Origin of the sequence: Mycolicibacterium agri, from assembly GCF_002553505.1 — a bacterium.
Taxonomy (GTDB): Bacteria; Actinomycetota; Actinomycetes; order Mycobacteriales; family Mycobacteriaceae; genus Mycobacterium; species Mycobacterium agri.
Genome location: NZ_PDCP01000014.1, coordinates 80,605 through 103,025, shown reverse-complemented (window position 1 = coordinate 103,025; position 22,421 = coordinate 80,605). Strand labels below are relative to the sequence as shown.

Sequence of the window (22,421 nt, the reverse complement as noted above, 5' to 3'; positions counted from 1 at the left end):
ACAAATCGCGCCGCCGATCGGTCTTAGCGAAAGACGGATTCCCGACCGTCCACATTCGACACTGTCTTCGGGTAGGTGCAGGAGGAAGCGAAATGAGTTTGGTCGACATCTCACGGCCCGGTACGCCCACGCACGACGAGCTGGTTCCGTCCCGCTACGCGCAACCGGTCGGCGACATCGAAGTCCTGGTGATCAGCGATGGCGTGCTGCCGATTCCCGCGCCGGTGATGGCCACCAACGCCGACTCGGCCACGCTGTCGACCTGGCTCGACGAGATGTTCCTGCCGCCGGAGGTGCTCGATTGGCCGCTCAATGTGGTCGTCGTGCGCAGCGGCGAACGGACGATCCTCGTGGACGCAGGACTGGGCATGGAGTTTCCCGATTTCCCGCGCGCCGGCCAGACGGTCCGCCGCCTCGAGGCCGCCGGTATCGACCTGGGATCCGTGACCGACGTCGTGCTCACCCACCTCCATATGGATCACGTGGGCGGCCTGCTCACCGACGGCGTGAAAGCCCGGCTGCGCCCAGACCTGCGCATCCACGTCGCGGCACGCGAGGCCGAGTTCTGGGAGAAGCCCGACTTCTCGCACACCGCCATGCCCGCGCCCGTGCCGGGCACGCTTCGGCGCGTCGCCTCACAATTCCTCAGCGACTACCACGGCCAGCTGCGGCCTTTCGAGACGGAGTACGAGGTGGCACCAGGAGTGCTCGTCACCCGTACCGGCGGACACACCCCCGGCCACAGCGTCGTCCGTGTCGAGTCCGCAGGTGAGCGGCTGACATTCGCCGGTGACGCCGTCTTCCAGGTCGGATTCGATAATCCCGGATGGTTCAACGGATTCGAACACGATCCCGAAGAAGCGGCGCGCGTGCGGATCGCGCTGCTGCAGGAGCTGGCCGCGACCGGCGAGTCGTTGGTGGCCACCCACCTGCCGTTCCCCTCGGTCTGCCGCGTGGCGGCCGCTGGCGACGCATTCCGATGCGTGCCTGCCGTCTGGGATTACTGACCAACTTGGTTCTGCCCCAACGTGTTGAGGAATGCGCCGATGGCTGGATTGCGCGCGGCGGTGTCGGGCAGTACGGCCACCGACAACGTCAGATCCCGCGTCGGGCGCAACGGCAGATAGCAGACTCCGGCGAGGCGCAGCGCGCGCGCCGAGTCGGGGACGATCGTCACGCCGACACCGAGCGCGACCAGGCCGAGCATCGTCGTCGTGTGGTCGGCCTCGGCGGTCGGGTCGAATTGCGCCCCCACCGAACGGAACACATCGCTCACCTCGTCCCAGTAACCGGGGCCGCGGTCGCGGGAAAAGAAGACGATCGGTTGGTCGGCGAGTTCGCTTGCCTCAACGTGCTTTTTGCGACTAAGCCGATGCTCGGCCGGCAGCGCTACGACAAGCGGTTCCTGCCAGATCGCCCGCGCGTCCAACCGCCGATCGACCGGTGGGCGCAGGAATCCGACGTCGAGTTCACCGGCCAGCAGGACATCCACCTGATCGGGCGTCTCGACCTCGCTGATCCGCAGTTGCAGGTCGGGCAGTTGCGCCCGCACCGGACCGAGCAACTCGGGCAGCGCCTGGTAGAACGCAGACCCCACCGCGCCGATCGCCACACTGCCGCGTGTCCCGGCCTGCAGCCCCTCGGCCAGTCGGCCGAGCGATTGCGCCTCGGCGAGCACTCGACGCGCCTGCGCTACCACCTCGGCACCCGCGGCCGTGAGCGCGACTCCTTTGCGGTCGCGGTCGAATATCCCAATGCCGAGCAGCCGTTCGACGCGCTGGATCCTGGCGCTCAGCGGCGGTTGAGCGATGCCGAGTCGGGCGGCCGCCCGACCGAAATGCAATTCTTCGGCGACGGCGACGACCGCTTCGAGCAGCCTGATCTCCAGGCCGAGGACTTCCCGCGGCGGCTCAGACGACGACAAGGTCGTGGGTCAGCGAATGCAGCTGCCGTGCGCCGTCGTCGGTGACCACCAGCATGTCCTCGATCATGATTGCGCCGACATCCGGTGTGTAGGTCGGTAACTCCACGGCGAACACCATGCCCGGTTCGAGGACCGTGGCGCAATCGGGGGTGATGTAGGGAGGCTCCTCGTGGAAGGTGTCGATGCCGACCGAATGTCCGATGTGCCCGCGGTTGTAGCCCGGATACCCGTTCGCGTGAACGTGCGCCATAGCCGCGCGATAGATGTCGCCGATCACAGTGCCCGGTCGGATCATCTCGCGGGCGATCTGTTGCGCTTCGGCCAGCACCCCGTACAACCGATCGGCCACCGGATCGATCCGCTGGAACGAGAACGTGCGCCCGCCGTCGCAGCGGTAGCCGTCCACCGTTGTGCCGCAGTCGAACTTGACGAGGTCGCCAGGCTGCAGTCCGCTTCCGCGGTCGCCGTAACTCGCGGATGTCCTGCCCCCCACCGAGGGCAACACCCAGTTGTCGGTGTAGCCGGCGAAGCGCGTATCGGCGGCCGCGGCCTCGACAACACCTGTCTGAAAGAGCAGCCGCACATCCGCGGCGCTGAGCCCGGCAGAGAGCTGCTTGGCCGCGTGCAGCATGCCGGCCTCGGACAACTCCACGCCCAGTGCGAGCCGTTCGACCTCCCAGGGTTCCTTGATCAACCGCACCCCATACACCTGCTCGGAGAGATCGGTCCACGTCACGTCCGGCGCCACTCGGCACAGACGTTGGTAGGTGTCGACCGTGAGGAACGGCAGGTCGGTTCCGACGGCGCCCGAGGTCATGCGCGACTGCTGCAGTGCGCTGCCGAGCGCCGCGTCCAGTTCCTTGGGGTCAAACTGCGCCGGACGCGGTGGCCCAGCTTCGTCGGCAACGGTCAGCTGGGCCTCGGTGTGCAGGTCGACCCACAGGCGATACGGCGACATCTCCACCTCCGGCGCCGCCGCCGCGGCTGCGTTGCGTTCGAAGTCGCTCAGCACCAGGGTCACCGGAGCCGCATCGTCGGCTGGAATCACCGCGAACACCGTACCGTGCATGCGCCACCACTCCGACAGGAAGTAGCTGCGAAAACCCGTCACGTAGAAGACATTTGACGGGGTCGCCGCGACATAGCCAGCGAGATTGGCGGCGCGGAGGTGGTGTCTGATCTTGGCGAGCGCGGTGGTGTTCATCGCATCCCTTCGGCGACGGGTTTCGAAACGTCCGACGTCGCGAAGTCGTCGGCGAGTTCCCTGTCTCGTGTCTCGCGGGCGAGAAGCGCACTGACACAGGCGAGTACGGCGGTCAGCGCCACATACACCGTGACCGCGAAGGTGGTTTGGAAGCGGTCGATCAGCAGGGTGGCGACCAGCGGCGCCGGCGCTCCGCCGAAAATGGCGGCGACCTGATAGCCGAATGACGCGCCGGAGGTGCGCAGCCTGGTGTCGAAAAGCTCCGCGACGAAGGCGGCCATCGGGCCGTACATCACGCCCTGGCCGGCGATTCCGATCGCCAGCGCGGCGAGTACGCCCACGAGATTGCCAGAGTCGATCATCGGCCAAGCCACGAACGCCCACACGCCGACCCACACTGCGCCGGCAACGTACACAGGCCTGCGGCCGACGCGATCGGAGATGGCCGCCGAACCAGGGATCACGGCCAGTTGCAACACCGATCCCAGGATGACGCCGTAGAGCCCCCAGTTCTTCGGCAACCCCAGGTTGCTCGCCAGGTAGGACAGGGCGAACACCGCGAAGACGTAGTAGGAGACGTCCGAGCAGATCCGCATCCCGATCGTCAGCAGCACCGGGCGCCATTGCGTGCGAAGCACTTCGGCGATCGGTGCGCGTGGCCGTTCGACGGCGCGGAACAGCGGTGACTCCTCCACTGCCAGTCGCATCCAGAGTCCGACCACGACGAGCACCGCGCTGGCGAGGAACGGCAAGCGCCAACCCCACGACAGGAAATCGTCGTCCGGCATCAGCACACTCGCGCCGGTGAACGCGCCGACCGCGGCGAGGTTTCCGACGGGCACCCCCAGCTGAACCCACGACGCGAGCGTCCCGCGCGTCCGTTGCCGCCCGTGCGCGTCGGCTTGTTCGGCGGACAGGGTGACGGCGCCGCCCCACTCCCCTCCCAGACCGAGGCCTTGCACTAGGCGAAGAATCACCAGACAAACCGGGGCCCAGACCCCGATGGAGTCATAGCCGGGCAGGCAGCCCATCAAGAACGTGCCGCCCCCGGTGAGGAGCAGGGTCGCCACGAGTGCTGCTTTCCGTCCGACAGTGTCGCCCATCCGGCCGAAGATGACGCCGCCCAGCGGGCGTGCGAGGAAAGCGACCGCATACGTCGCGAAGGAAAGCAGTGTTCCCGTCGTCGGATCGCTGCCGGGAAAGAACAAGTGCGGAAAGACCAGGGCCGCCGCGGAGCCGAACAGGAAGAAGTCGTACCACTCGATGGATGTGCCCGCGAAGCTCGAGAACAGGACACGACGCAGTCCGCGCGTTCCGTTGGTGGGTTCGGGCGCATCCATACAGGGCCTCCTCACGCGGCTTGCGACGGACGTTAAAAGACGGCGTTGAATGTGTCCAATATCGATCTGGTCTCTACTGATACGCAGTTGATATCAAACGCCTCTGCGCCGGCCTGCCGCTCGGGGCGTCCAGCTATTAGCTATAGGTAGCATCAATATTTGCTTATTCACGATCAGTAATGCCTTTCCGTGCGCGAACGAGAAGTGCGGCGATGTACTACTGTCTCAGTGAGACTGCGTGTTAATAAATACATGTCGACCGAAGTTGATCCAGTGCAAGGCGGGAAATGAAGCTACACGTCTTATCTTCAGCGACGGCTATATCATTCGCCATCGCGACGACTATTGTCGCATCAGCTACAGCACCGGCCGCGCAGGCGCAGACAAGGATCACCGTCCCAGGCGCGGGACCGCAGCATTTCCCGAGCATGATCACTTCACTGCCGCTGGGACGGTTCTACCTTTTGGACACCCGCGAGGAAGGCGGCGAACCGCTTTCCATCCTGGGCGGCTACGACGTGCTCAATCACATGATCGGCGAGAATTGGTTCCCCTCCAGCACGGCTCAGGTGGTCAACTATCCGGCCAGCATCGGCATGGTGAGCGGCAGTATGTCCGCGCCGGTGGTCGATGATGCGGTCGAGATCGGGCGTCGGGACCTCGATGAAAAAATCCGGAGATCTCTTGAGAACGGCGAGACCACGGTGGTGATCGCCGGGCTGTCTCAAGGCACACTCGTCATCAATCGCGAGTTGGCCTATCTCGCAGACGATCCCCATGCTCCCCCGCCGGGTTCTTTGACGTTTGTCATGTTCTCGAGTCCCGAGATCGGGCTTGCCAACATCTACCTGCCAGTGGGCACGACTCTGCCGATAATCAACTACACGGTGCACGATCTTGCCGACAGTCAGTACGACGTCAGCGTCGTATACCACCAGTACGAATTCTGGTCGGACTTCCCAGACCGCCCATGGAACCTGTTGGCCGTAGTGAACTCATTCTTCTCGATGGCGTATTACCACAACAACACCGCGATGTCGCTACCGGACGACGCCGTTGTGGTGTCAAGCAGGACCAATGAAATGCGTGGCACCACAACGACATACATGATCCCATCAGATACCGTGCCGATGCTCAAACCACTGCAACAGCTCGGGGTGCCCGCGCGGGTCGTCGATTGGATCAACGCGGGACTCAAGCCGGCCATCGATTCCGGCTACTCCAGACTGGCGCCCGACGCAGGCCCTACTTCTCACACGGAAAGCTCGCCGGCCTTACTGAGCTGCCCTCGGCGCACGACGAGAATGCCACGCCAAGGCGGGTCTTGAATCGCGTCCGCAATGCTGCCGATTCCCTCACCACCACCCAGGCGTTGACCGGAACCCGGGTCAAATCGCGAACCCCGCTCCGGGCCGCGCCCGCCGCATCAACAGTCGGTAATGGCCGGGCCGCGGTCAGGCGAGTCTTCGGAGAAGTGGCCAACCGACTCACCACCCTGACGGGCAGAAGAGCCGACGTCAAAGGCCACCAACGCCCTGGCCAGGCGGTTTCGGTGGGCGATGCTTCAGCGTGCAACACCGACGAGGCCGCATCCACCGCACCCTAAAAGAGATCCGGCGTCGTCGGCGCCACATCGTCGAGGAACGCAGTGATCAACGGCGCCAACAACTTCGACTCTCCCGACAAGCCGATGTGCGACATCGCCGGCAGCACCACCAGGCGCGCGTCTGGAACTTTCTGCAGCACACCCGTCGCTGCCGCCGCCGTGTCGCCCCCTCCCCGCAGCTTGAACATCTCCAGCGCGTGTTCGAGCTTCACGCCGTCGGCGTCCCCGACGATGATCATCGTCTTGGCGGAGATGGAACGCATTTCGTCGTCGGAGATCTGTTGATCGTTGATGTTCAGCACCGTCATCTTCTCGATGTAGGCCGCGAAAGCGTCGTCGTCGGGCGTGTGCGCCTTGAACGCCTTCTCAACGGTCGAACCGGCGAACGCGGCGGCGGTGAGGCCGCCGATCGACTCCATTACCTCCGGATACCAACCATCCCAGCGGAAGGTGGCCGACAACGAGACCAGCTTGCTGACCAGCGAGGGATGACGGATGGCCAGTTGCAGCGCCACCCCGCCGCCTTGCGAGTAGCCCATCACATCGGCGCGCGCGACCCCTAACGCTCGCAACAGTTCTGCGGCATCGTCACCGAACTGTTCGTACGACATTGCCTGTGCAGCGTCTGGGGTGCGGCCGTGGCCTTGCTGATCGAATAAAACAACGGCACGGTCGCCGACAAAGGCTTCGGTCCACGGCGTCATGGAGTCGGTCGCCATGAACGCCCCTGGAATCAACAGCAACGGCGGCTGTTCGCCGTCCAGGTCGCCGTACACCTCGTAATAGAGATGCAGCCCGTTGACCGGCACATGACCACTGCGCGAAGGCTCTGCCACCATCTGCTCCCCTGTTCTTACGCCCAACGGGTTAGACCACCGGGGCGCAGAGATCTCATCGCCGCCACTGGCGCGCACCTTGCCACAATGGACATATGGTGGAGCCGAGCCTCTGGATGAAGAAGGTCGCCGCTAATCCTGGGCATTCGCAGTGGTACATCGAGCGATTTCGATCGATGGCGCGTGCCGGTGAGGACCTGGCCGGCGAGGCTCGTCTCGTCGACGCGATGGCGCCCCGCGGCGCCCACATCCTCGACGCCGGCTGCGGGCCCGGCCGGCTCGGCGGATATCTCGCCGCGGCGGGTCACCGCGTTGTCGGCGTCGACGTCGACCCTGCCCTCATCGAGGCCGCCGAGCAGGACCATCCCGGACCGCGCTGGTTCGTCGGCGACCTGGCCGAACTCGACCTGCCCGCCCGTGGCATCGCCGAGCCGTTCGACCTGGTGCTGTCGGCCGGCAACGTGATGACGTTCCTGGCGCCCAGCACCCGCGTTCAAGTGCTGACACGGTTGCGTGCACACCTGCGCGACACCGGCCGCGCGGTGATCGGTTTCGGCGCCGGTCGCGGATATGAATTCGAACAGTTCTTCGACGACGCCACGCAGGCCGGATTCGCTTCCGATCTTCTGCTCTCGACGTGGGATCTGCGCCCGTTCAGCGAGGACTCCGACTTCCTGGTCGCGATTCTGCGGCCGGTCTAGGCCCCGCAGCCGGAAGGCCGGTATCACACCGCTGTAGCGTGGCGACAGTGAAATCCTTCCGTCTGACGTCCCGCGCGGCGCTTATCTGCGCCACCCCGCTTGTCATCGGACTCGCCGCATGCGGTTCTGATACCGAAAGTTCACCGGCCACCACGCCGTCGGTCGCCGAGGTCGCCACCACCACGGCCGTCACCGCACCGGCAACCCCTGCCAGCGCATGCCCGACAGCCGCGCCGCAGGACGGCGGAACACCGGACTGGTCGTTGGCCGGCGCCACCGGCAACGTCGAGGTGACCGGCTCGACCGACACGACGGCGCCGGCGGTCAACGTCGGCGCGCCGTTCAGCGTCACAGAGACGCAGGTGCAGACACTGCAGCCCGGCGACGGCCCGGTCGTCGCGGACACCGCCACGGTTTCGGTCTGCTACATGGGCGTCAATGGACGTGACGGCAGCGTGTTCGACAACAGCTACGAGCGCGGCGCGCCCGTCGAGTTCCCGCTCGACGGGGTCGTCCCCGGTTTCCAGAAGGCCATCGCCGGACAGAAAGGTCGGCTCGACCGTCGCCGTGGCGATGACCTCGGCCGACGGCTACCCCGACGGTCAGCCCGCCGCGGGGATCGAGCCGGGCGACTCGCTGATCTTCGCGATCAAGATCCTCGACGCCACCAGCTGACCGGCAGCGCGATCGCGGTCACCGTGGTCCTGCACGAAATCGGTCCGATTTGTTGGAGCGCCGCGAGTTGATTCTCCGCGCGAATTCCCATGGCCGGGAACGCTATATCGAACTGACGCCGAAGGGCACAGCGGCCGCCCAAGCGGTCCTCGATGAGAGGCCCCGCAGGGGTCGGTATTGCGGTGCAATATCTCGCGCTGGCGCGCGCGACTGCTGCCTCCGGACTGTGGCCGGTCGTCGTCCTGCTTGCCATGTCGGTCGCTCTCGTCCGGGGCCAATTCGGAGAGCAACTTGGATCATTCGTCCGGCGGATGCCGGAGGCCTCGGCGGCACTGGCGATCACCGCGGGTGTGACGGCGGCGGCCGCACTGGCCGCCTACGCTGTTGCGACACGCCACCAACTTGCCGCCGTCGCTGTGGTTCTGTCGTCGTTATATCCCGTGATTCCATTTATTCTCGGCGTCACGGTGCTCCGCGAGCGTCTCACTGCAAAACAGACGGCAGGACTGTTGGCAGCCGGGTCAGCCACGGTCCTTCTGGCCGTATGACGTCACCATGGCATGGCACGCGTATTCAGCAGCGCCTACCGCACCGTCCTCGCGTCCGAACTGGCACGTCCCGATGACGAGCTGCCTCGTCGCCGCCGGGCGGGCATGCTCATAGACCCGCTGCCGCACAGCACTCAGCACCACGTCCTCCGCACCTCGAATGCCCGTTGACAGGAACACCGCCGCGGGATTGAGAATCGTCACCAACCCGGCAATGGCAAAGCCGACATGCCTGCCGGCGCGACGCAGCATCGCCGTCGCCGAGGGATCTTCCAGCTGTGCCGCACGCCCGACCGCCTCCAGGGACAATGGACCAGCGCCCTGCAACTCGGCGAGGGTCGAGCTCTGCCCGGACCGCGCCAGCGCCTCCGCTTCACGGATCAACGCTGGCGCAGACACCACCGCCTCCAGGCATCCCAAATTCCCACAGGCACACATGAATTCGCTAGCCGGATCGATGCAGACATGTCCGATATCGCCTGCATAGCCGTCGCTCCCCCGCACCAACCTGCCATTGATCACCAAGCCGCACCCGACACCACTACTAACCTTCACCACGGCATAGTTCTGCAATTCAGAAGCCGGCCCACATCGAGACCGCTCCGCCACGGCCAGCACATTGACGTCGTTCTCCACATATGCCGGCACGCCGAACCGCCGCGCGAAGTGCCCCCCAATCGACACGCCCGCCCATGCGGGCATCGTCGGCGGCGGCTCGGACACCTGGCCGACGTTGTCAATGTCGGCCGCGATCGACACGCCGATCAGACGAAGCGTGCTGCCGGCCGTGGCCACCTCGGACTTCAACGCGGCATCGACTGCCTTCAGCGTCAGCCCGGGGTCAGAAGCCTGATCGCACTCGACTGTCCGCCGCGCGACCACTGTCCCGTCCAAGAGCATCAGCACCAATGAGACCCCGGCGGGATCAACGTCCACCCCGGCAACCAGACCAAATCCCCTGTCACCCAGAGTCAATCGCGTCGCCCGACGTCCTCCGGTCGAAACATCCGATAGTTCCTCCCGCACAACCTTTTTCGTGATCAGATGAGCGACTTCGGGCGACAACCTTGACCGGCTGACGTCGAGGAGCTTGGTCAACTCGGCACGCGCCAGCGGTCCACGCCGCAACAAGAGGGCCACGACGCGCCGTTGGAGTGCGGACAACGGCAACACTTCTGTCACAGATCGACGTAAGTTGTTCTAGACATCGACAGAAGGTTTCCATAGCTTCAGTGATGTCAGCAAGACCTACAGGTTGCGAGGGATTTCATGAGGCTCGGCTTTTACACCGACTACAGCCGCGACATCGCGCAGTTCGCCCAGGACACCGGATTTACATCGATGGAATTGTCTGCCTGGCCCCAGTCATCGCTCAACGCCGACGAGATCACCGACGAACGAATCAAGGAGATCCGCGCCGACCTGGACAGCCGCGGCATCGAGATCTCGGCGCTCGGTTACTACCCCAACTTTCTGACCGCCGACAAGGCCGAAGCCGCCGAGTACAAGCGCTACTTCCGAAAGGTCATCCAACTCGCAAGCCGCATGGAAGTTTCAGCGGTATGCACCTTCGCCGGCATGACACCGGGTTGGACCGTCGAGGACTGCATGGAGCCGTTCACCGACTTGTTTACAGAATTAACCTCAGAAGCCGAAGATCTCGGCATCCGCATCGGCATCGAAAACTGCCCCATGCTGCACCACAAGAATCGCACCGGCGAGAACATGGCTTTCAGCCCTGAGATTTGGAAGGCAATGTTCGACGCTGTCCCCTCACGTGCGCTCGGATTGGAGATCGACCCGTCGCACCTCGTCTTCCTCGGCATCGATTACATCCAAGCGATACGCGATTTCGGCGATCGCATAGTGCATTTTCACGCCAAGGACATCGACATTGACGAGCGCAAGCGGGGAGTCCTCGGCTTCTATGGTCAGTCGTAAGCATGAGGACGAAGTGTTCGCCGCCGCCGCCCTTTCGAAGATCGAAGGCGAAGCCGACATCGTCGAGATGCTCGGGAAAGAACCGAACGCGCTGGTTCTTGGCTACCGCTATCTGGCACCGATGATGCCGCTGGACTCCACCGAACTGCTTCCGCACTGATTTTGAGGAGCCGTCCATGAGTCATGCCAGATCTGCCATCGCGATCGCGGTCATCCAGTGCCCTTGCCGTCGTTGGCTTTACCGCCTGCAGCAACGAAGGGAGCGATACCGCGTCTGGCAATGCGAGCACCGGCGTTCCCGCGGAACCGGCCACCAAGCCCGACCGCCTCGTCATCCGCATCTGGAGCGGTGATCAGCAGACGGTGTATGCCGACACTGCCGGTAAGGCGTTCACCGAAGACACCGGCATTCCGATCGTCTGGGACACCACCGACGAAGCCGTCAGCTACGCCAAGATCAACGAGGAGATTTCGTCGGGCCAGCGGCCCAGCGCCGACGCCAGTTTCAACGCCCAGCAGCGCGCCTACACGAATGCCGCACGCGGGTGGACGATTCCGATACATCCCGAGTTGGCGCCCAACCTCCATAAGGTGGTCGCCGAAACAGCCGCTCCCCCTGACCATAGCGATGGCCCGTGGGCTTACATCAACCCCTACACGCTGTCGGTGCCGTTCATCGTTCGCACGGACAAGGTCGATCCTGCATCGATCCGTACCTGGAACGACTTATTCAAACCCGATCTCCGCCAGAGCCTCGCCGTCGACACGATTTACTCCAGCACCGCCTTCGGGTTCGCCCAGTCCATCGGCGTCGATCCGGCACAGAACCCGCCGCAGGGCATGGACCCTGTGTGGGCGCGGGTCTCCGAACTGCGGCCGAACCTGGCCCAACTCGGGTCGAACGCCGACGTTGTGACGGCGCTGACCAACGGATCCGTGAAGGTAGCGATCAGCAATACGGGCTCCGGCATCCAGGCGCAGAGCGCGGGCGCGCCCATCGCGCTCGTCGCACCGAGTGACGGACTCTACGTCGTCGGCGACGCGTACTACATCCACAAGGGCATCCCTGACGCCAACGCCTATTACGCACAGGTGTTCGCCAATTACCTTCTGGATCCCGCAGTTCAATCCGAAGTGGCCGGCAAGTTGGGTCTCGTGCCGGTCAATCCCGAAGCCACCGTGCCCTCCTATATGGCGGATAATCCCGCGGTTTTCCCGCGCTCCGAACAAGATCTGGCCGCCATCCACGCGATCGTGGCGCCCATTCCGTTGATGGCCAAGAATGATGAGGCATGGCAGAAGTCCTTCGACAGCGCGATCGGGCGATAGGACGCGTGACGTGACTCGAACCGCCATTCGCGTCGAGAACGTCGGCAAGCGGTACGGCGACTCGGTGGTGCTCGACGATGTGTCGCTCGAGATCGGCGACGGTGAGTTCTTCACTCTGCTGGGGCCGTCGGGGTCGGGCAAATCCACCTTGTTGCGCATCATCGCCGGCCTGCTCGACGCCGACACCGGCGAGGTGGTCATCGGCGGGCGCACCATGACCGGTCGTCCGGCGCACACCCGCGAGCTCGGCGTCGTCTTTCAATCACTGGCGCTGTTTCCTCACCTGAGCGTCGGAGACAACGTCGGCTTCCCTCTCCGTATGCGCCGGGTCGGTCGCAGGGAGATTGCCCGCCGAGTCAGCGGGGCACTGCAATTGGTGCAGTTACCCGACATGCAGGACCGCAGCGTGAGCGAGCTCAGCGGCGGGCAGAGCCAACGAGTGGCACTCGCGCGGGCACTGGTGTACGAGCCTCGCATCCTGTTGCTCGACGAACCTCTGTCGGCATTGGACCGGCGACTGCGTGAATCGATGCAACTCGAACTCACCCGCATCCATCGCGAACTCGGCGTCACGATTGTCAACGTCACTCATGACCAGCGCGAGGCGCTGATTGTCAGCGACCGTATCGCGATCATGGAAAGTGGGCGAATCGTGCAGTGCGGACCCGGACCCGATCTCTACGCGAGCCCGGCCACCCCGTTCGTGGCCGGGTTCCTCGGCGATCCCCTACTGCTCGAAGGCGATGTCGTCGCCATGAACGGGACGCGGACGCTGCACAGCCCTGGTGTTTCGGTCACGGTGCGGGAATCGGTTCCTTTAGGCAAGGGGGTAGCTGTTATGCGCCCTGAGCGACTGCGGCTGCTGAGCGCCGACGGACCGCGCCAGCGCTACGACAACGGCCTGCACGGAGAGGTGCTGCACTCCGCGTTCGATGGACACGGAACCTTCTACCAGGTACGGCTCGACTGTGGACCGACAGCGGCCGTGCATGTTCCGGCAGGGGCGAATGGCGTCCGGCACGAGGCCGGGGAGCGTGTGATCGTGGCATGGAACGCCGACGACATCCCCATCGTGACGCAGGGTTAGCGATGCATTCAGGCTTGGTCTCCGAACAGTGGCGGGATCTGGAGACTCGTGCGTCCTCGCCCACCTGGCGGCTCGTGGATGCGCTCATCACGATCCGGCTGGGGTTCTCCAGGGCGGTACCGCGCGCCCTGCGGCAGATGCTGGCGCTGCTACCTGGCCTGCTCTTGGCGGCATCGCTGATGACTGGTCTGGCCGCATTGTTGTGGCGCAGTGTGCATTCCTATGACAGCTTCCTCGCTGTGCAAGGAGGGTTCTCGCTGACGCAATACAGCGGATTGGTGTCCGACCCCCAGTTCCACACCGTGCTGGCCAGGTCAGTGATCATGGCGGTGATCGCGCCGATGGTAGCGATCGTCATCGCGATCCCTTACGTCATTACCCTGGTCCGCATTCGTCGGCGGTGGCTGCGTCTGGCCCTGCTCATCGGCGTATTCGTCCCGTTGTTGACCGGCGACATCACCCGCACATTCGGAATGCTCGTGATGATTGGGCCCGGCGGTCCGTTGGAGTGGCTGACCGCGGGGCGGCTCGATCTGGCCGGCAGCTCGTTGGGGGTCGGGCTCGGAATCGTGCAGATCCTGTTGCCGGCGGCTGTAATCGTCCTGCTGCCCGCAGTGTTGCGTATCGATCCCGAACTAGCCGCTGCTGCAGCCACTCTCGGGGCTAAGCCGTCGACGGTGTTCCTGCGTATCACAGTTCCCCAGCTGCGTGTCGGGATCGTGGCCGCATACGCGGCATGCTTTGCGCTGACGATGGCAGCTTTCGCCGACCCCGCCATCCTCGGTCGCGGCTTGAGGAACTTCGTCTCGAACTTTCTGCAGGACCGCTACCTCGGACTTGGTAACCCACCCCAGGGCGCCGCAATCGGCATCATGCTTCTGTTGATCGTCAGCCTCGGAACGGCAGCGATTCTGGTGGCGGGCAGGGCGCGAGGGCGGAGGTCGCGATGAAGCGTGTTCGGCTCGCCGTCGTCGTTACCGTGTGCGCGCTCGTCCCGCTTCTGGCGCCGACGGCGCTGGTGGTGTCGGCGTCGCTGTCCAAAGGACAGGTGCTGACCTTCCCTCCACAGGGATTCACGACCAACTGGTACGCGGAGATGTTCAGCACCCCAGCGGTGTGGACGGCGCTCGGCAACAGCCTCTACGTCGCCGCGCTGAGCGTTGGCATCAACGTAGCCTGCGGTGTTCCTGCCGCACTCGCACTACCTCACGTGAGCCGTTACAGCAGGACGCTTTTCACTGTGCTGCTGTCCCTCGGAATTAGCTCTCCGACCATCGTCACCGCGTTCGCATACTTCGACCTCTACAACCGTATCGGAGTGCGGGGCAACCTCACCGCCGTCGCTGTCGCCGTGGCGATCACCTGCTTTCCTTTCATGCTGTGGACTGTGCTGGCGGCGATCGAGGACACCGACTCCAACGTCGTGCCCGCCGCAGCCACCTTGGGCGCCGATCCCGTCGAACAGTTCCTGTTCGTGCGGTTGCCACTGTTGGCGCCGGGTATCGTCACGGGTGCCCTTGTGGTATTCGTGCTCAGCATTACCGACTTCGTGGTCAGCCAGGTGCTCACCACGATCGACAACCAAACGCTGCCCGTGTTCGTGTACTCGGGTCTGCGTGGTGCCATCTCTCCCGCCCTGGGCGCGGTGTCGGCGTTCTTCATCGCCGTCGTCGCACTGGCGTTCGCGGTAGTCTTGCGTCTCGGCAAGGTGGAAAGGTTCCTGTTCCGCGCATGAGCGTTAACGCAGCCATCGTCGGCACCGGATTCATGGCATGGGTACACGCGGAAGCGTTGGCGCGCATCGGCGTTTCGGTGACCGGTATGGTCGGCTCATCGCCGGAGCGCGCCGCGGCCGCAGACATCGCACGTCCCTACAACGACCTGGCCGAGATGCTCGCCGACGACCGCGTCGACGCCGTGCACATCTGCTCACCCAATCATCTGCATCACGAGCAATCGCTGGCCGCGCTGCGCGCCGGCAAGCATGTGATCTGCGAGAAGCCATTGGCGATGACACCATCCCAGGCCCGCGAACTCTGCGACGTGGCAACAGAACTCGGCCTTGTCAACGCGGTCTGTTTCATCCAGCGGTACTATCCGCTGTGCCAGGAGGCGGCGTCGCGGGTGCGTGCCGGGAGCGTCGGCGCGGTGCGTCTGATCACCGGCAATTACCTGCAGGACTGGTTGGCCAAAGACACCGACTGGAATTGGCGGCTGGACCCGGAACTCGGCGGCTCTCTTCGCGTGGTCGGCGACATCGGTTCGCACTGGCTGGATTTGGTGAGTTTCATCAGCGGCCAACGCGTCGAGGCAGTGATGGCCGACCTCACGACATTGATCCCCCACCGGTTGCGTCCCCGCGAATCGGTCGGCACCTTCGCGCAGACCACCTCTGCGCGCGAGCCGACCGCGGTCACCACCGAGGACGTGGCAGGCATGCTGCTCCGGTTCGACGGCGGCGCGCGCGGCGTGCTGGCTTTGTCGCAGATCTCGCCAGGTCGCAAGAATCACCTGAGCTTTGAGGTGAACGGTTCGGAGGCCTCCCTCAGCTGGGGCGCGGAAAACCCCGAGCGGCTGTGGATCGGTCACCGCGACGGGCCTAACGAGATCCAGCTGCGTGACACCGGCGACTACCCCATCGGCCACGCGCAGGGCTACCCCGACACCTTCAAGGCGCTGTTCCGGACCGTCTATGCGGCCATCGACAGCGGCAAATCCCCTGAGGCGCCCGGTTTTCCGACGTTCGTCGACGGTCTGGAACAGGTCCTCATCGGCGAAGCGATCGCGGACAGCGCCCGCCGCGGTCAGTGGGTAACCGTGTCTCGCTGACCTCGAACTGCAGCGCTTCATGTCTCAAGTTCGGGTGGGCGCGAAACATTCGCGTTGCAATTCATTCGGCGCTCCACGCCTTGCCGACCACGGGCGAAACGTTGCTACTACGACGCGTCGGTTTCCCGTGGGTTCGATTTTCGGACCATAGGCGGCTAATTGATGCTTGAAATCGGTTATCGGTGGTGCTTTGATGCTCTAAATCGATACGAAGGAGACCGCTTGTGCCATCTGCCGCCGAACTGAGCAAGACGCTTGCCGACCAAGGAGTGCGCTACGTCTTCGGCTTCTATGTCGACATCCACGGCGTACCCAAAAGCAAGTGCGTTCCGGTGGACTCACTCGAATCGATGGCGAACGGATCCGAGCTGTACACGGTGGGTGCGCTGGAGGGTATGGGTGAGTTGGGCCCGCACGAAGACGAGTGTCAGGGCTTCCCCGACCTTGACCGCCTGGTCGTGCTGCCATGGGACAAGCAGATCGCGCTCGCACCGTCAACGCTGAAGTTGGACCACGAACTCTACCGCCAAGACTCGCGCAATGTGCTGCTCCAGCAGGTGGAGCGGGCGGCAGACATGGGATATACCGCCAACGTCGGTATCGAACCGGAGTTCTACGTGATCCGGCAAACCGAAAAGGGCTGGGAGCCGCTGGTTCCCAGCGACCAACTCAATGAACCGACCCGAGGTTACGACCTGGAGGCCACGATCCTCGCGCGGGACTTCCTCGACCCGATGGCTCAGTACATGGCGGAGCTCGACTGGGGGCTGTATTCGTTCGATCACGAAGGCGGTGACGGCCAGTACGAGTTCAACTTCAATTACGCAGACGCACTGACGATGGCAGACCGAATGGTGATTTTTCGGCTGATGGCCAAGCATTGCGCGCGCAAACTCGGGTGCATCGCGACATTCATGCCGAAGCCCTTCCAAGACGATTTCGGCTCGGCTGCGCACATCAACATCAGCCTTGCCGATGTCAATTCCGGGCGCAATGTCTTCGCCGATCCTAACCGGTCCGGTTACAGCGACTTGTCCAGGCACTTCACCGCCGGTGTCCTAGCTCACGGCGACGCGATCACGGCGGTGACCTGCCCGACGGTCAACTCTTACAAGCGCTTCACAAGCAAGGGCTTCATGGACGAAATCTCCTGGGCGCCAATATATCGCGCATGGGGCAACAACAACCGAACCCTGATGTGCCGATTGCCGGTCAATCGGCACTGCTTGGAGGTGCGCACCGCCGACGCCGCAGTGAACTACTACCTCGGTATCGCCATGGTCCTTGCGGCCGGTCTAGACGGAATTGAGAAGAAGCTCGACCCAGGCGAGCCCCTGAACGTAGACACCTACAAGCTCGACTCCGCCGAGTTGCGTGATATCGCGCTGCCGGCCACGTTCGAGCGTGCCCTTGCCGCCTTCGAATCCGACGAATTGGCCCAACGCACGTTCGGCAAGGACTTCCACAGGACCTACGTGGACTATATGAGTCGCGAATGTCACCAGTACCAGTCAGTGGTCACTGACTGGGAGACGCGTACCTATCTGCAGCGGATCTGACCATGACCACAATTCATCCGGTTGCGTTGTCTGACAATGTCGAAGCCGCCCGGCAACAGGCTAATGCCGTTGCGTTGGAACGACTCCTGAATGCCGAACCCGTTCTTGTCGATGTCGCCGCCGCTCGCGATGTGGTCCCCGGCTTGACCGACAACACCATTCTGACTTCAGGCGCGCCGCTCGCATGGCCTCAATACAGCGGCGGCCAGCGTCGGTCGATTCTCTACGCTGCGCTCTATGAGGGCCTCGCCGAATCGGTCGAGGAGGCAGAGAAGGCCCTCGACGAGGGTCGGATCGTTGTCCACAGCACCCAGGAGCATCAGTGCATCGGGTCAGTCGCAGGGATCTATACCGCGTCGATGCCCGTTCTGGTAGTGCGCGATGACACCCACGGCGGGACGGCCTATTGCAACCTTTACGAAGGCAAAAGTCGGCACCGGCTCAACTACGGGTCCTATAACGACGAGGTGCGCGACGGGTTGCGTTGGTTGGAGAACACCATGGCCCCCGTGCTGTCCGCCGCGCTGCAACTCCGGGGCCCCATCCCCCTGAAGCCGCTCATGGCACGCGCGCTGCGTCTCGGAGATGAACTGCACAGCCGAAACACCGCAGCCAGCATGCTTTTCGAGCGTGAACTCACCTCCGCGTTCATCAAGCTGGGCAGCACGCGAAGCGCCGCGGCGGTCTCCGACGTGCTGGGGTTCTTCCGCGACAACGACTACATGTTCCTGAGGATCGGAATGGCGGCGGCAAAGGCGACCGCCGACGCGGCACACGGCGTCGAAGCGAGCACCCTGCTGACCGGGATGGCGATCAACTGCCAATCGTTCGCTATTCGCATCAGCGGGCTGGGCAACCAATGGTTCACCGGAGCCCATCCTCGGCTCAACGGCAAATTCTTCGACGGCTTCGGCCCGCGCGACGTCGAATGGATCGGCGGCGAAAGTTGCTTCACCGAAGTGACGGGCCTGGGGGCATTCGCGCAGGGCGCCGCACCCGCGTTGCAGGCCTATCAAGGCGGCGACTTCACTACGATGATCGACAACAACCTGTCGCTCTACGACATCACCCTTGCTGAGCATCCCCATTTCACCATCCCCGCCTTAGGTTTCCGCGGAACGCCGGCCGGCATCGATCTGATCGAGGTGCTTCGTCGCCATCGCACGCCGATGATCGATGGCGGTCTGGCGGGGCGGTCGGGCGGGCAGATCGGCGCGGGACTGCTGGTCCCCGAGCTCGACAGCTTCGAGTCCGCCTACCAGGCGTACTGCCACCAATATGATCCAGGTGCCGTCCCGGCTACACGGATGGATTCGACTGATCGCACCCCTCAGGAGAGCGCCCGATGACTGGAATTCCGTCAGAGCCGATCGTCGTCGTGCCCGAGAACCGGAGGACCGCCCGTACCAGGGGTATGGGGCCTCTCGAGTTGGCGTTCTTCGTCGTCGCGGCGGCGGGCCCACTGCTGGTCGTCGCCGGCTACACGCCATTGGCGTTCAGCATCGGAGGCATCGGTGCGCCGGGTGCACAACTCGTCGCCAGCCTGGTGTTGCTGTTCTTCGCAGTGGGACTGACCAGGATGGCCCTCCGCATTCCGAATGCCGGAGCTTTCTACGCATACATCGGTCAGGCGTTCGGAAAAATGGCGGGCGGAGGCGCGGCAATCCTCGCGTTCATGGCGTATTCGACGATCGCGATCGGCGAGATTGCCGTCGTGGGCGCGTTCGCGGCGACACCCCTGGATCGCGTCACCGGCGTCGAGATCCCCTGGTGGGTATGGGCGTTGATCGCGCTAGCAATCGTTGCCGTCCTCGGGCATCGCCAAATATCGGTCAGCGCGAAGGTCTTGGGCGTCGCCCTGATGACGGAGGCCGGCGTTCTGTTGGTCCTCGCGATGTGCGTACTGATCACCGGAGGTCCCGAGGGATTCAACTTCAGTTCCTTCACGCCCTCATCGATCTTCGCCGGAGGCGGAACGGGCGCCATGTTCGCAATCGTGTTCGGCGCATTCATCGGGTTCGAATCCACGGCCATCTACGCCGAGGAGTCCCGCCAACCCGAAAAAACCGTTCCCCGCGCCATTTACCTCGCTGTTGGGTTCCTCGGCTTCTTCTACACATTGATGGCCTGGATCATCTTCACCGCGTACGGCAAGTCACAGATCGTCGGTGCAGCGACCGATGATCCGGTTGGTCTGGTTTTCACCGCGCTGGAAAGCTACGTCGGCCACCCCGCTGTGGTAGTGACCGAGATCCTTTTGGTCACAAGCGCGTTCGCATCGGCCCTCGCTTTCCACAACACAGCTATCCGGTACCTGCACACGCTGGGGCGAGAGCGCTTGTTGCCGTCGTTCACCGCGCGAGTGCACCCGACGCATCGCTCGCCATACCGGGCGAACATCGTGCAGAGCGTTTTCGCCCTGGTGGTCATTGGTGCCTTCATCCTTGCCGGTACCAAGGACGCCTATCTCGGCGTGTTCCTGCCGATCGTCTCCGGCGGTGTGCTTGCGGTGATCGTCCTGCAAGCGCTGTGCTCAGCTTCGATCTTGGTGTTTTTCAACATCCGCCAGACCGACCATGGGTTGTCGCGATGGAGCACTCTCGTGGCGCCATTGCTGAGCTTTGTCGGGCTGCTGGTCGCGTCGTATCTCGTCGTTGAAAACTTCGCGCTTCTATCGGGCCAAACCGGGTGGATCAATACCGTGCTGCTGCTCAGCCTTCCCGTTCTGCTTCTGATCGGGGTGTTGCGCACCAATTGGTTGCGAACCCGCGCCCCCGCGTTGTACGAACATCTGACACGAACCAATGTCTACAAGGTTGATGACGGCGTACCCGAATAACCGTCTACCAGTCGAACGAGAACTTCTCGATCTCCAAAATCAGCGACGTCTCGACCGCCGTGATTCCTTCCATTGCGCCGAGTACGTCCGTCGTGAAACTCAGTACGTGTGCCTGGTCGGCAAAGAACGCCTCGATGATGAGGTCGAAACGTCCCGTCGAGTAACCGCAGTAACGGACCTCAGGGAGGGCTGCTAGGCTTCGGCAAACCGCACGCAGAGTGTGTAATTCGGTTTTTATGCCAATGATGGCCGACAGATTCAACCCGGCCAGGCTCGGACTCGGGATTGCGACGACCTCGATCGCACCGGTGGACAGCAGCCGCGCGATACGCTTGCGCACCGTCGTCTCGGTAACGCCAATTGTCTTGGCAATGTCGACATTCCGAGCGCGTCCGTTGGCGCACAGCAGCCGGATGATCTGGCGGTCGGTTTCGTCAACGGCCGAAACCTCATTCGCTTCGGAGACTGCGGGATCTAATGGCGACGTCCGGCGGCGAGCCGACGGCTTTTCACTAGCAGTCATAGTTTCATCATAGGTTGAAGCTGTTTGCTTAACTCGCTAGCTGCCGACCGCGCGCTCCAGGTCCTTCAACGCCGTCTCGAGGTCCCCCAGCAGCCGTTGCAAATGCGGGACGTCGCTACGGCTGCCCACCAAACCGAAGTCGAGGTTGTCGGCGTTGTTGGTCAGGGTGATGTTCAGCGCCAGACCGTCGAGCGGAATTGACAGCGGATAGTTGCCGTCGAGGCGGGCGCCCCGCCAGTACAGCGGCCCCCGAGCGCCCGGCACATTGGAGATCACGATGTTGAACGGCGGCGGCGCGGTCCTGACGAACCCGGGCACCAAGCTCAACGCCACCCCACCCACCAGCACCGCCGACAACGCAAGCTGTTGCAGCCGCGGCAGTTCGGAATACACCTTTTTGTTGTCGCGCATCGACGCGGCGATGGTTTCCAGGCGGCGGGCCGGATCATCGATGTCGGTGGCGAGATTGCACAAGATCGCACCGACCAGATTGCCGCCGCCCCCGTCGGCGTCCTTCTCGGTGCGCAGGTTCACCGGAACCATCGCGACCAGCGGCGTACGGGGAAGCGCATCCTGGTCAGCCAGATACGCGCGCAGCGCGCCCGCACACATCGCCAGCACCACGTCGTTGACCGTCACCCCCGCCGCGGCCTTGACGCGTTTGATCCGCTCGAGCGCCCACGACTGCGCCGCGACCCGCCGTGCGCCGCCGATGCGCACGTTCAACATCGTCTTCGGTGCGCGGAACGGCAGCGTGAGCTGTTGTTCCAGCAGCGCCGACCGGGCCAGCGTCAGCGTGCTGGGCGCGACACCGGCCACCGAACCCGCGACCTGCCCCAACGTCTGCAGCAGCGACGCGGGCGTCGACTCTGTCCCGTCACGACGCCGCGGCGGCAGACTCCACGGCGCCCGCACCTGCGTATCCGCCGGATCGGTCGACAGCACCCGCTGCATCAGCTTCATCGCCGAAACCCCGTCGATCAGCGAGTGGTGAAACTTCGTGTACACGGCGAAGCGGCCGTCGGTCAGGCCCTCGATCAGGTGGGCCTCCCACAGCGGACGGTGCCGGTCGAGCAGGGTGCCGTGCAGCCGCGACACCAGCTCCAGCAGCTCACGGACCCGGCCGGGCGCCGGCAGCGCCGAGCGCCGCAGGTGATAGTCGAGTTCGACCTCCTTGTCGGACGACCACACCACGTTGGTGACCCCGCCGAAGAACGCCGGATGCCTGCGGAAGAGGGGCTGTACGTCGGTCTGGGCCAGCAGGGCGTCGGCCAACTCGCGCAGGAACTCCGGTCCGCTGCCCTCGGGCGGCTCGAACAGTTGCAGGCCACCGACATGCATTGGGTGCTCCCGGGATTCGCCGAGCAGAAAGATCGAATCGGTCGGTGATATCGGCTGCATGAGGCTCCCCGCGTCGGTGCGTACTAGCTTCTCTCTATTCCCCCACGGTGCCAAGGGACAAACGTCCCTAGGTCGCACC

At 63.9% G+C, this 22,421-nt stretch carries 21 protein-coding genes and 1 pseudogene; 15 read left to right on the top strand and 7 right to left on the bottom strand.

The genetic code is table 11. The features are described 5' to 3' along the window. Positions 1 to 92: 92 nt before the first annotated feature. Entirely contained in the window at positions 93 to 1,007 is a 915-nt protein-coding gene (locus CQY20_RS10245) for an MBL fold metallo-hydrolase (RefSeq protein WP_097939965.1), read from the top strand. On the opposite strand, the gene CQY20_RS10240 is transcribed toward CQY20_RS10245, so the two are convergent. Genes CQY20_RS10240 through CQY20_RS10230 form a run of 3 tightly spaced genes read right to left on the bottom strand, consistent with a single transcriptional unit; the run spans position 1,001 to position 4,468 of the window. Next, on the bottom strand, positions 1,001 to 1,924 hold the full coding sequence (locus CQY20_RS10240) for a LysR family transcriptional regulator (protein WP_097939964.1): 924 nt from the start codon (positions 1,922 to 1,924) through the stop codon (positions 1,001 to 1,003). The genes CQY20_RS10245 and CQY20_RS10240 overlap by 7 nt on opposite strands. Next, positions 1,911 to 3,128 carry a M24 family metallopeptidase gene (locus CQY20_RS10235; RefSeq protein ID WP_097939963.1) on the bottom strand — a complete coding sequence of 406 codons (1,218 nt, stop codon included), beginning with the start codon at positions 3,126 to 3,128 and terminating at the stop codon, positions 1,911 to 1,913. Before CQY20_RS10235 ends, CQY20_RS10240 begins: the two co-directional genes overlap by 14 nt. Continuing rightward, a complete protein-coding gene (locus CQY20_RS10230) occupies positions 3,125 to 4,468 on the bottom strand; it encodes an MFS transporter (RefSeq protein WP_097939962.1) in 1,344 nt (447 codons plus the stop codon). Before CQY20_RS10230 ends, CQY20_RS10235 begins: the two co-directional genes overlap by 4 nt. Positions 4,469 to 4,896: 428 nt before the next feature. Here CQY20_RS10230 and CQY20_RS10225 point away from each other — a divergent pair, with 428 nt between their 5' ends. Continuing rightward, positions 4,897 to 5,796 carry a PE-PPE domain-containing protein gene (locus CQY20_RS10225; protein WP_163700213.1) on the top strand — a complete coding sequence of 300 codons (900 nt, stop codon included), beginning with the start codon at positions 4,897 to 4,899 and terminating at the stop codon, positions 5,794 to 5,796. Between the two features lie 274 nt (positions 5,797 to 6,070). On the opposite strand, the gene CQY20_RS10220 is transcribed toward CQY20_RS10225, so the two are convergent. Further along, positions 6,071 to 6,988: an alpha/beta fold hydrolase gene (locus tag CQY20_RS10220; protein WP_234816181.1), complete on the bottom strand. Its 918-nt coding sequence runs from the start codon at positions 6,986 to 6,988 to the stop codon at positions 6,071 to 6,073. A 17-nt stretch (positions 6,989 to 7,005) separates the two neighbouring features. Between CQY20_RS10220 and CQY20_RS10215 the strand changes: the two genes are divergently transcribed. The 3 genes and pseudogenes from CQY20_RS10215 to CQY20_RS10205 all read left to right on the top strand — a co-directional run bounded on the left by CQY20_RS10215 (position 7,006) and on the right by CQY20_RS10205 (position 8,834). Then, entirely contained in the window at positions 7,006 to 7,611 is a 606-nt protein-coding gene (locus CQY20_RS10215) for a class I SAM-dependent methyltransferase (RefSeq protein WP_097939959.1), read from the top strand. 47 nt (positions 7,612 to 7,658) lie between these two features. After that, positions 7,659 to 8,286, top strand: a pseudogene (locus tag CQY20_RS10210) (FKBP-type peptidyl-prolyl cis-trans isomerase). 152 nt (positions 8,287 to 8,438) lie between these two features. Continuing rightward, a complete protein-coding gene (locus tag CQY20_RS10205; protein WP_109789722.1) occupies positions 8,439 to 8,834 on the top strand; it encodes a DMT family transporter in 396 nt (131 codons plus the stop codon). Here CQY20_RS10205 and CQY20_RS10200 read toward each other — a convergent pair. Next, positions 8,808 to 10,016, bottom strand: coding sequence for an ROK family transcriptional regulator (locus tag CQY20_RS10200; RefSeq protein ID WP_133119056.1), 1,209 nt, complete (start codon positions 10,014 to 10,016; stop codon positions 8,808 to 8,810). The two genes, CQY20_RS10205 and CQY20_RS10200, sit on opposite strands and share 27 nt — an antisense overlap. Positions 10,017 to 10,103: 87 nt before the next feature. Between CQY20_RS10200 and CQY20_RS10195 the strand changes: the two genes are divergently transcribed. The 10 genes from CQY20_RS10195 (at position 10,104) to CQY20_RS10155 (ending at position 20,418) form a co-directional block, all read left to right on the top strand. Then, entirely contained in the window at positions 10,104 to 10,775 is a 672-nt protein-coding gene (locus CQY20_RS10195) for a sugar phosphate isomerase/epimerase family protein (RefSeq protein WP_097939956.1), read from the top strand. After that, on the top strand, positions 10,762 to 10,935 hold the full coding sequence (locus CQY20_RS34790; protein ID WP_163700218.1) for a hypothetical protein: 174 nt from the start codon (positions 10,762 to 10,764) through the stop codon (positions 10,933 to 10,935). The genes CQY20_RS10195 and CQY20_RS34790 overlap by 14 nt, the downstream gene beginning before the upstream one ends. Before the next feature lie 23 nt (positions 10,936 to 10,958). Then, positions 10,959 to 12,104 carry an ABC transporter substrate-binding protein gene (locus tag CQY20_RS10190; RefSeq protein ID WP_097939955.1) on the top strand — a complete coding sequence of 382 codons (1,146 nt, stop codon included), beginning with the start codon at positions 10,959 to 10,961 and terminating at the stop codon, positions 12,102 to 12,104. Between the two features lie 10 nt (positions 12,105 to 12,114). Further along, positions 12,115 to 13,191, top strand: coding sequence for an ABC transporter ATP-binding protein (locus CQY20_RS10185; protein WP_207767258.1), 1,077 nt, complete (start codon positions 12,115 to 12,117; stop codon positions 13,189 to 13,191). A 2-nt stretch (positions 13,192 to 13,193) separates the two neighbouring features. Next, the gene (locus CQY20_RS10180; protein WP_097939953.1) at positions 13,194 to 14,141 is read left to right on the top strand and encodes an ABC transporter permease; all 948 of its coding nucleotides are present in this window, start codon (positions 13,194 to 13,196) and stop codon (positions 14,139 to 14,141) included. Next, positions 14,138 to 14,926 (top strand): ABC transporter permease, encoded by a 789-nt coding sequence (locus CQY20_RS10175; RefSeq protein ID WP_097939952.1) that lies wholly within the window; start codon positions 14,138 to 14,140, stop codon positions 14,924 to 14,926. The genes CQY20_RS10180 and CQY20_RS10175 overlap by 4 nt, the downstream gene beginning before the upstream one ends. Beyond that, positions 14,923 to 16,020, top strand: coding sequence for a Gfo/Idh/MocA family protein (locus CQY20_RS10170; protein ID WP_097939951.1), 1,098 nt, complete (start codon positions 14,923 to 14,925; stop codon positions 16,018 to 16,020). The genes CQY20_RS10175 and CQY20_RS10170 overlap by 4 nt, the downstream gene beginning before the upstream one ends. Before the next feature lie 224 nt (positions 16,021 to 16,244). Further along, positions 16,245 to 17,579 carry a hypothetical protein gene (locus tag CQY20_RS10165; RefSeq protein WP_097939950.1) on the top strand — a complete coding sequence of 445 codons (1,335 nt, stop codon included), beginning with the start codon at positions 16,245 to 16,247 and terminating at the stop codon, positions 17,577 to 17,579. 2 nt (positions 17,580 to 17,581) lie between these two features. Next, entirely contained in the window at positions 17,582 to 18,928 is a 1,347-nt protein-coding gene (locus CQY20_RS10160; protein ID WP_097939949.1) for a YlbE family protein, read from the top strand. Continuing rightward, the gene (locus CQY20_RS10155) at positions 18,925 to 20,418 is read left to right on the top strand and encodes an APC family permease (protein ID WP_097939948.1); all 1,494 of its coding nucleotides are present in this window, start codon (positions 18,925 to 18,927) and stop codon (positions 20,416 to 20,418) included. The genes CQY20_RS10160 and CQY20_RS10155 overlap by 4 nt, the downstream gene beginning before the upstream one ends. Positions 20,419 to 20,422: 4 nt before the next feature. Here CQY20_RS10155 and CQY20_RS10150 read toward each other — a convergent pair whose 3' ends face one another. Then, positions 20,423 to 20,941 carry an Lrp/AsnC family transcriptional regulator gene (locus tag CQY20_RS10150; RefSeq protein WP_097939947.1) on the bottom strand — a complete coding sequence of 173 codons (519 nt, stop codon included), beginning with the start codon at positions 20,939 to 20,941 and terminating at the stop codon, positions 20,423 to 20,425. Between the two features lie 36 nt (positions 20,942 to 20,977). Further along, entirely contained in the window at positions 20,978 to 22,342 is a 1,365-nt protein-coding gene (locus tag CQY20_RS10145) for a WS/DGAT/MGAT family O-acyltransferase (protein ID WP_097939946.1), read from the bottom strand. Between the last annotated feature and the right edge of the window lie 79 nt (positions 22,343 to 22,421).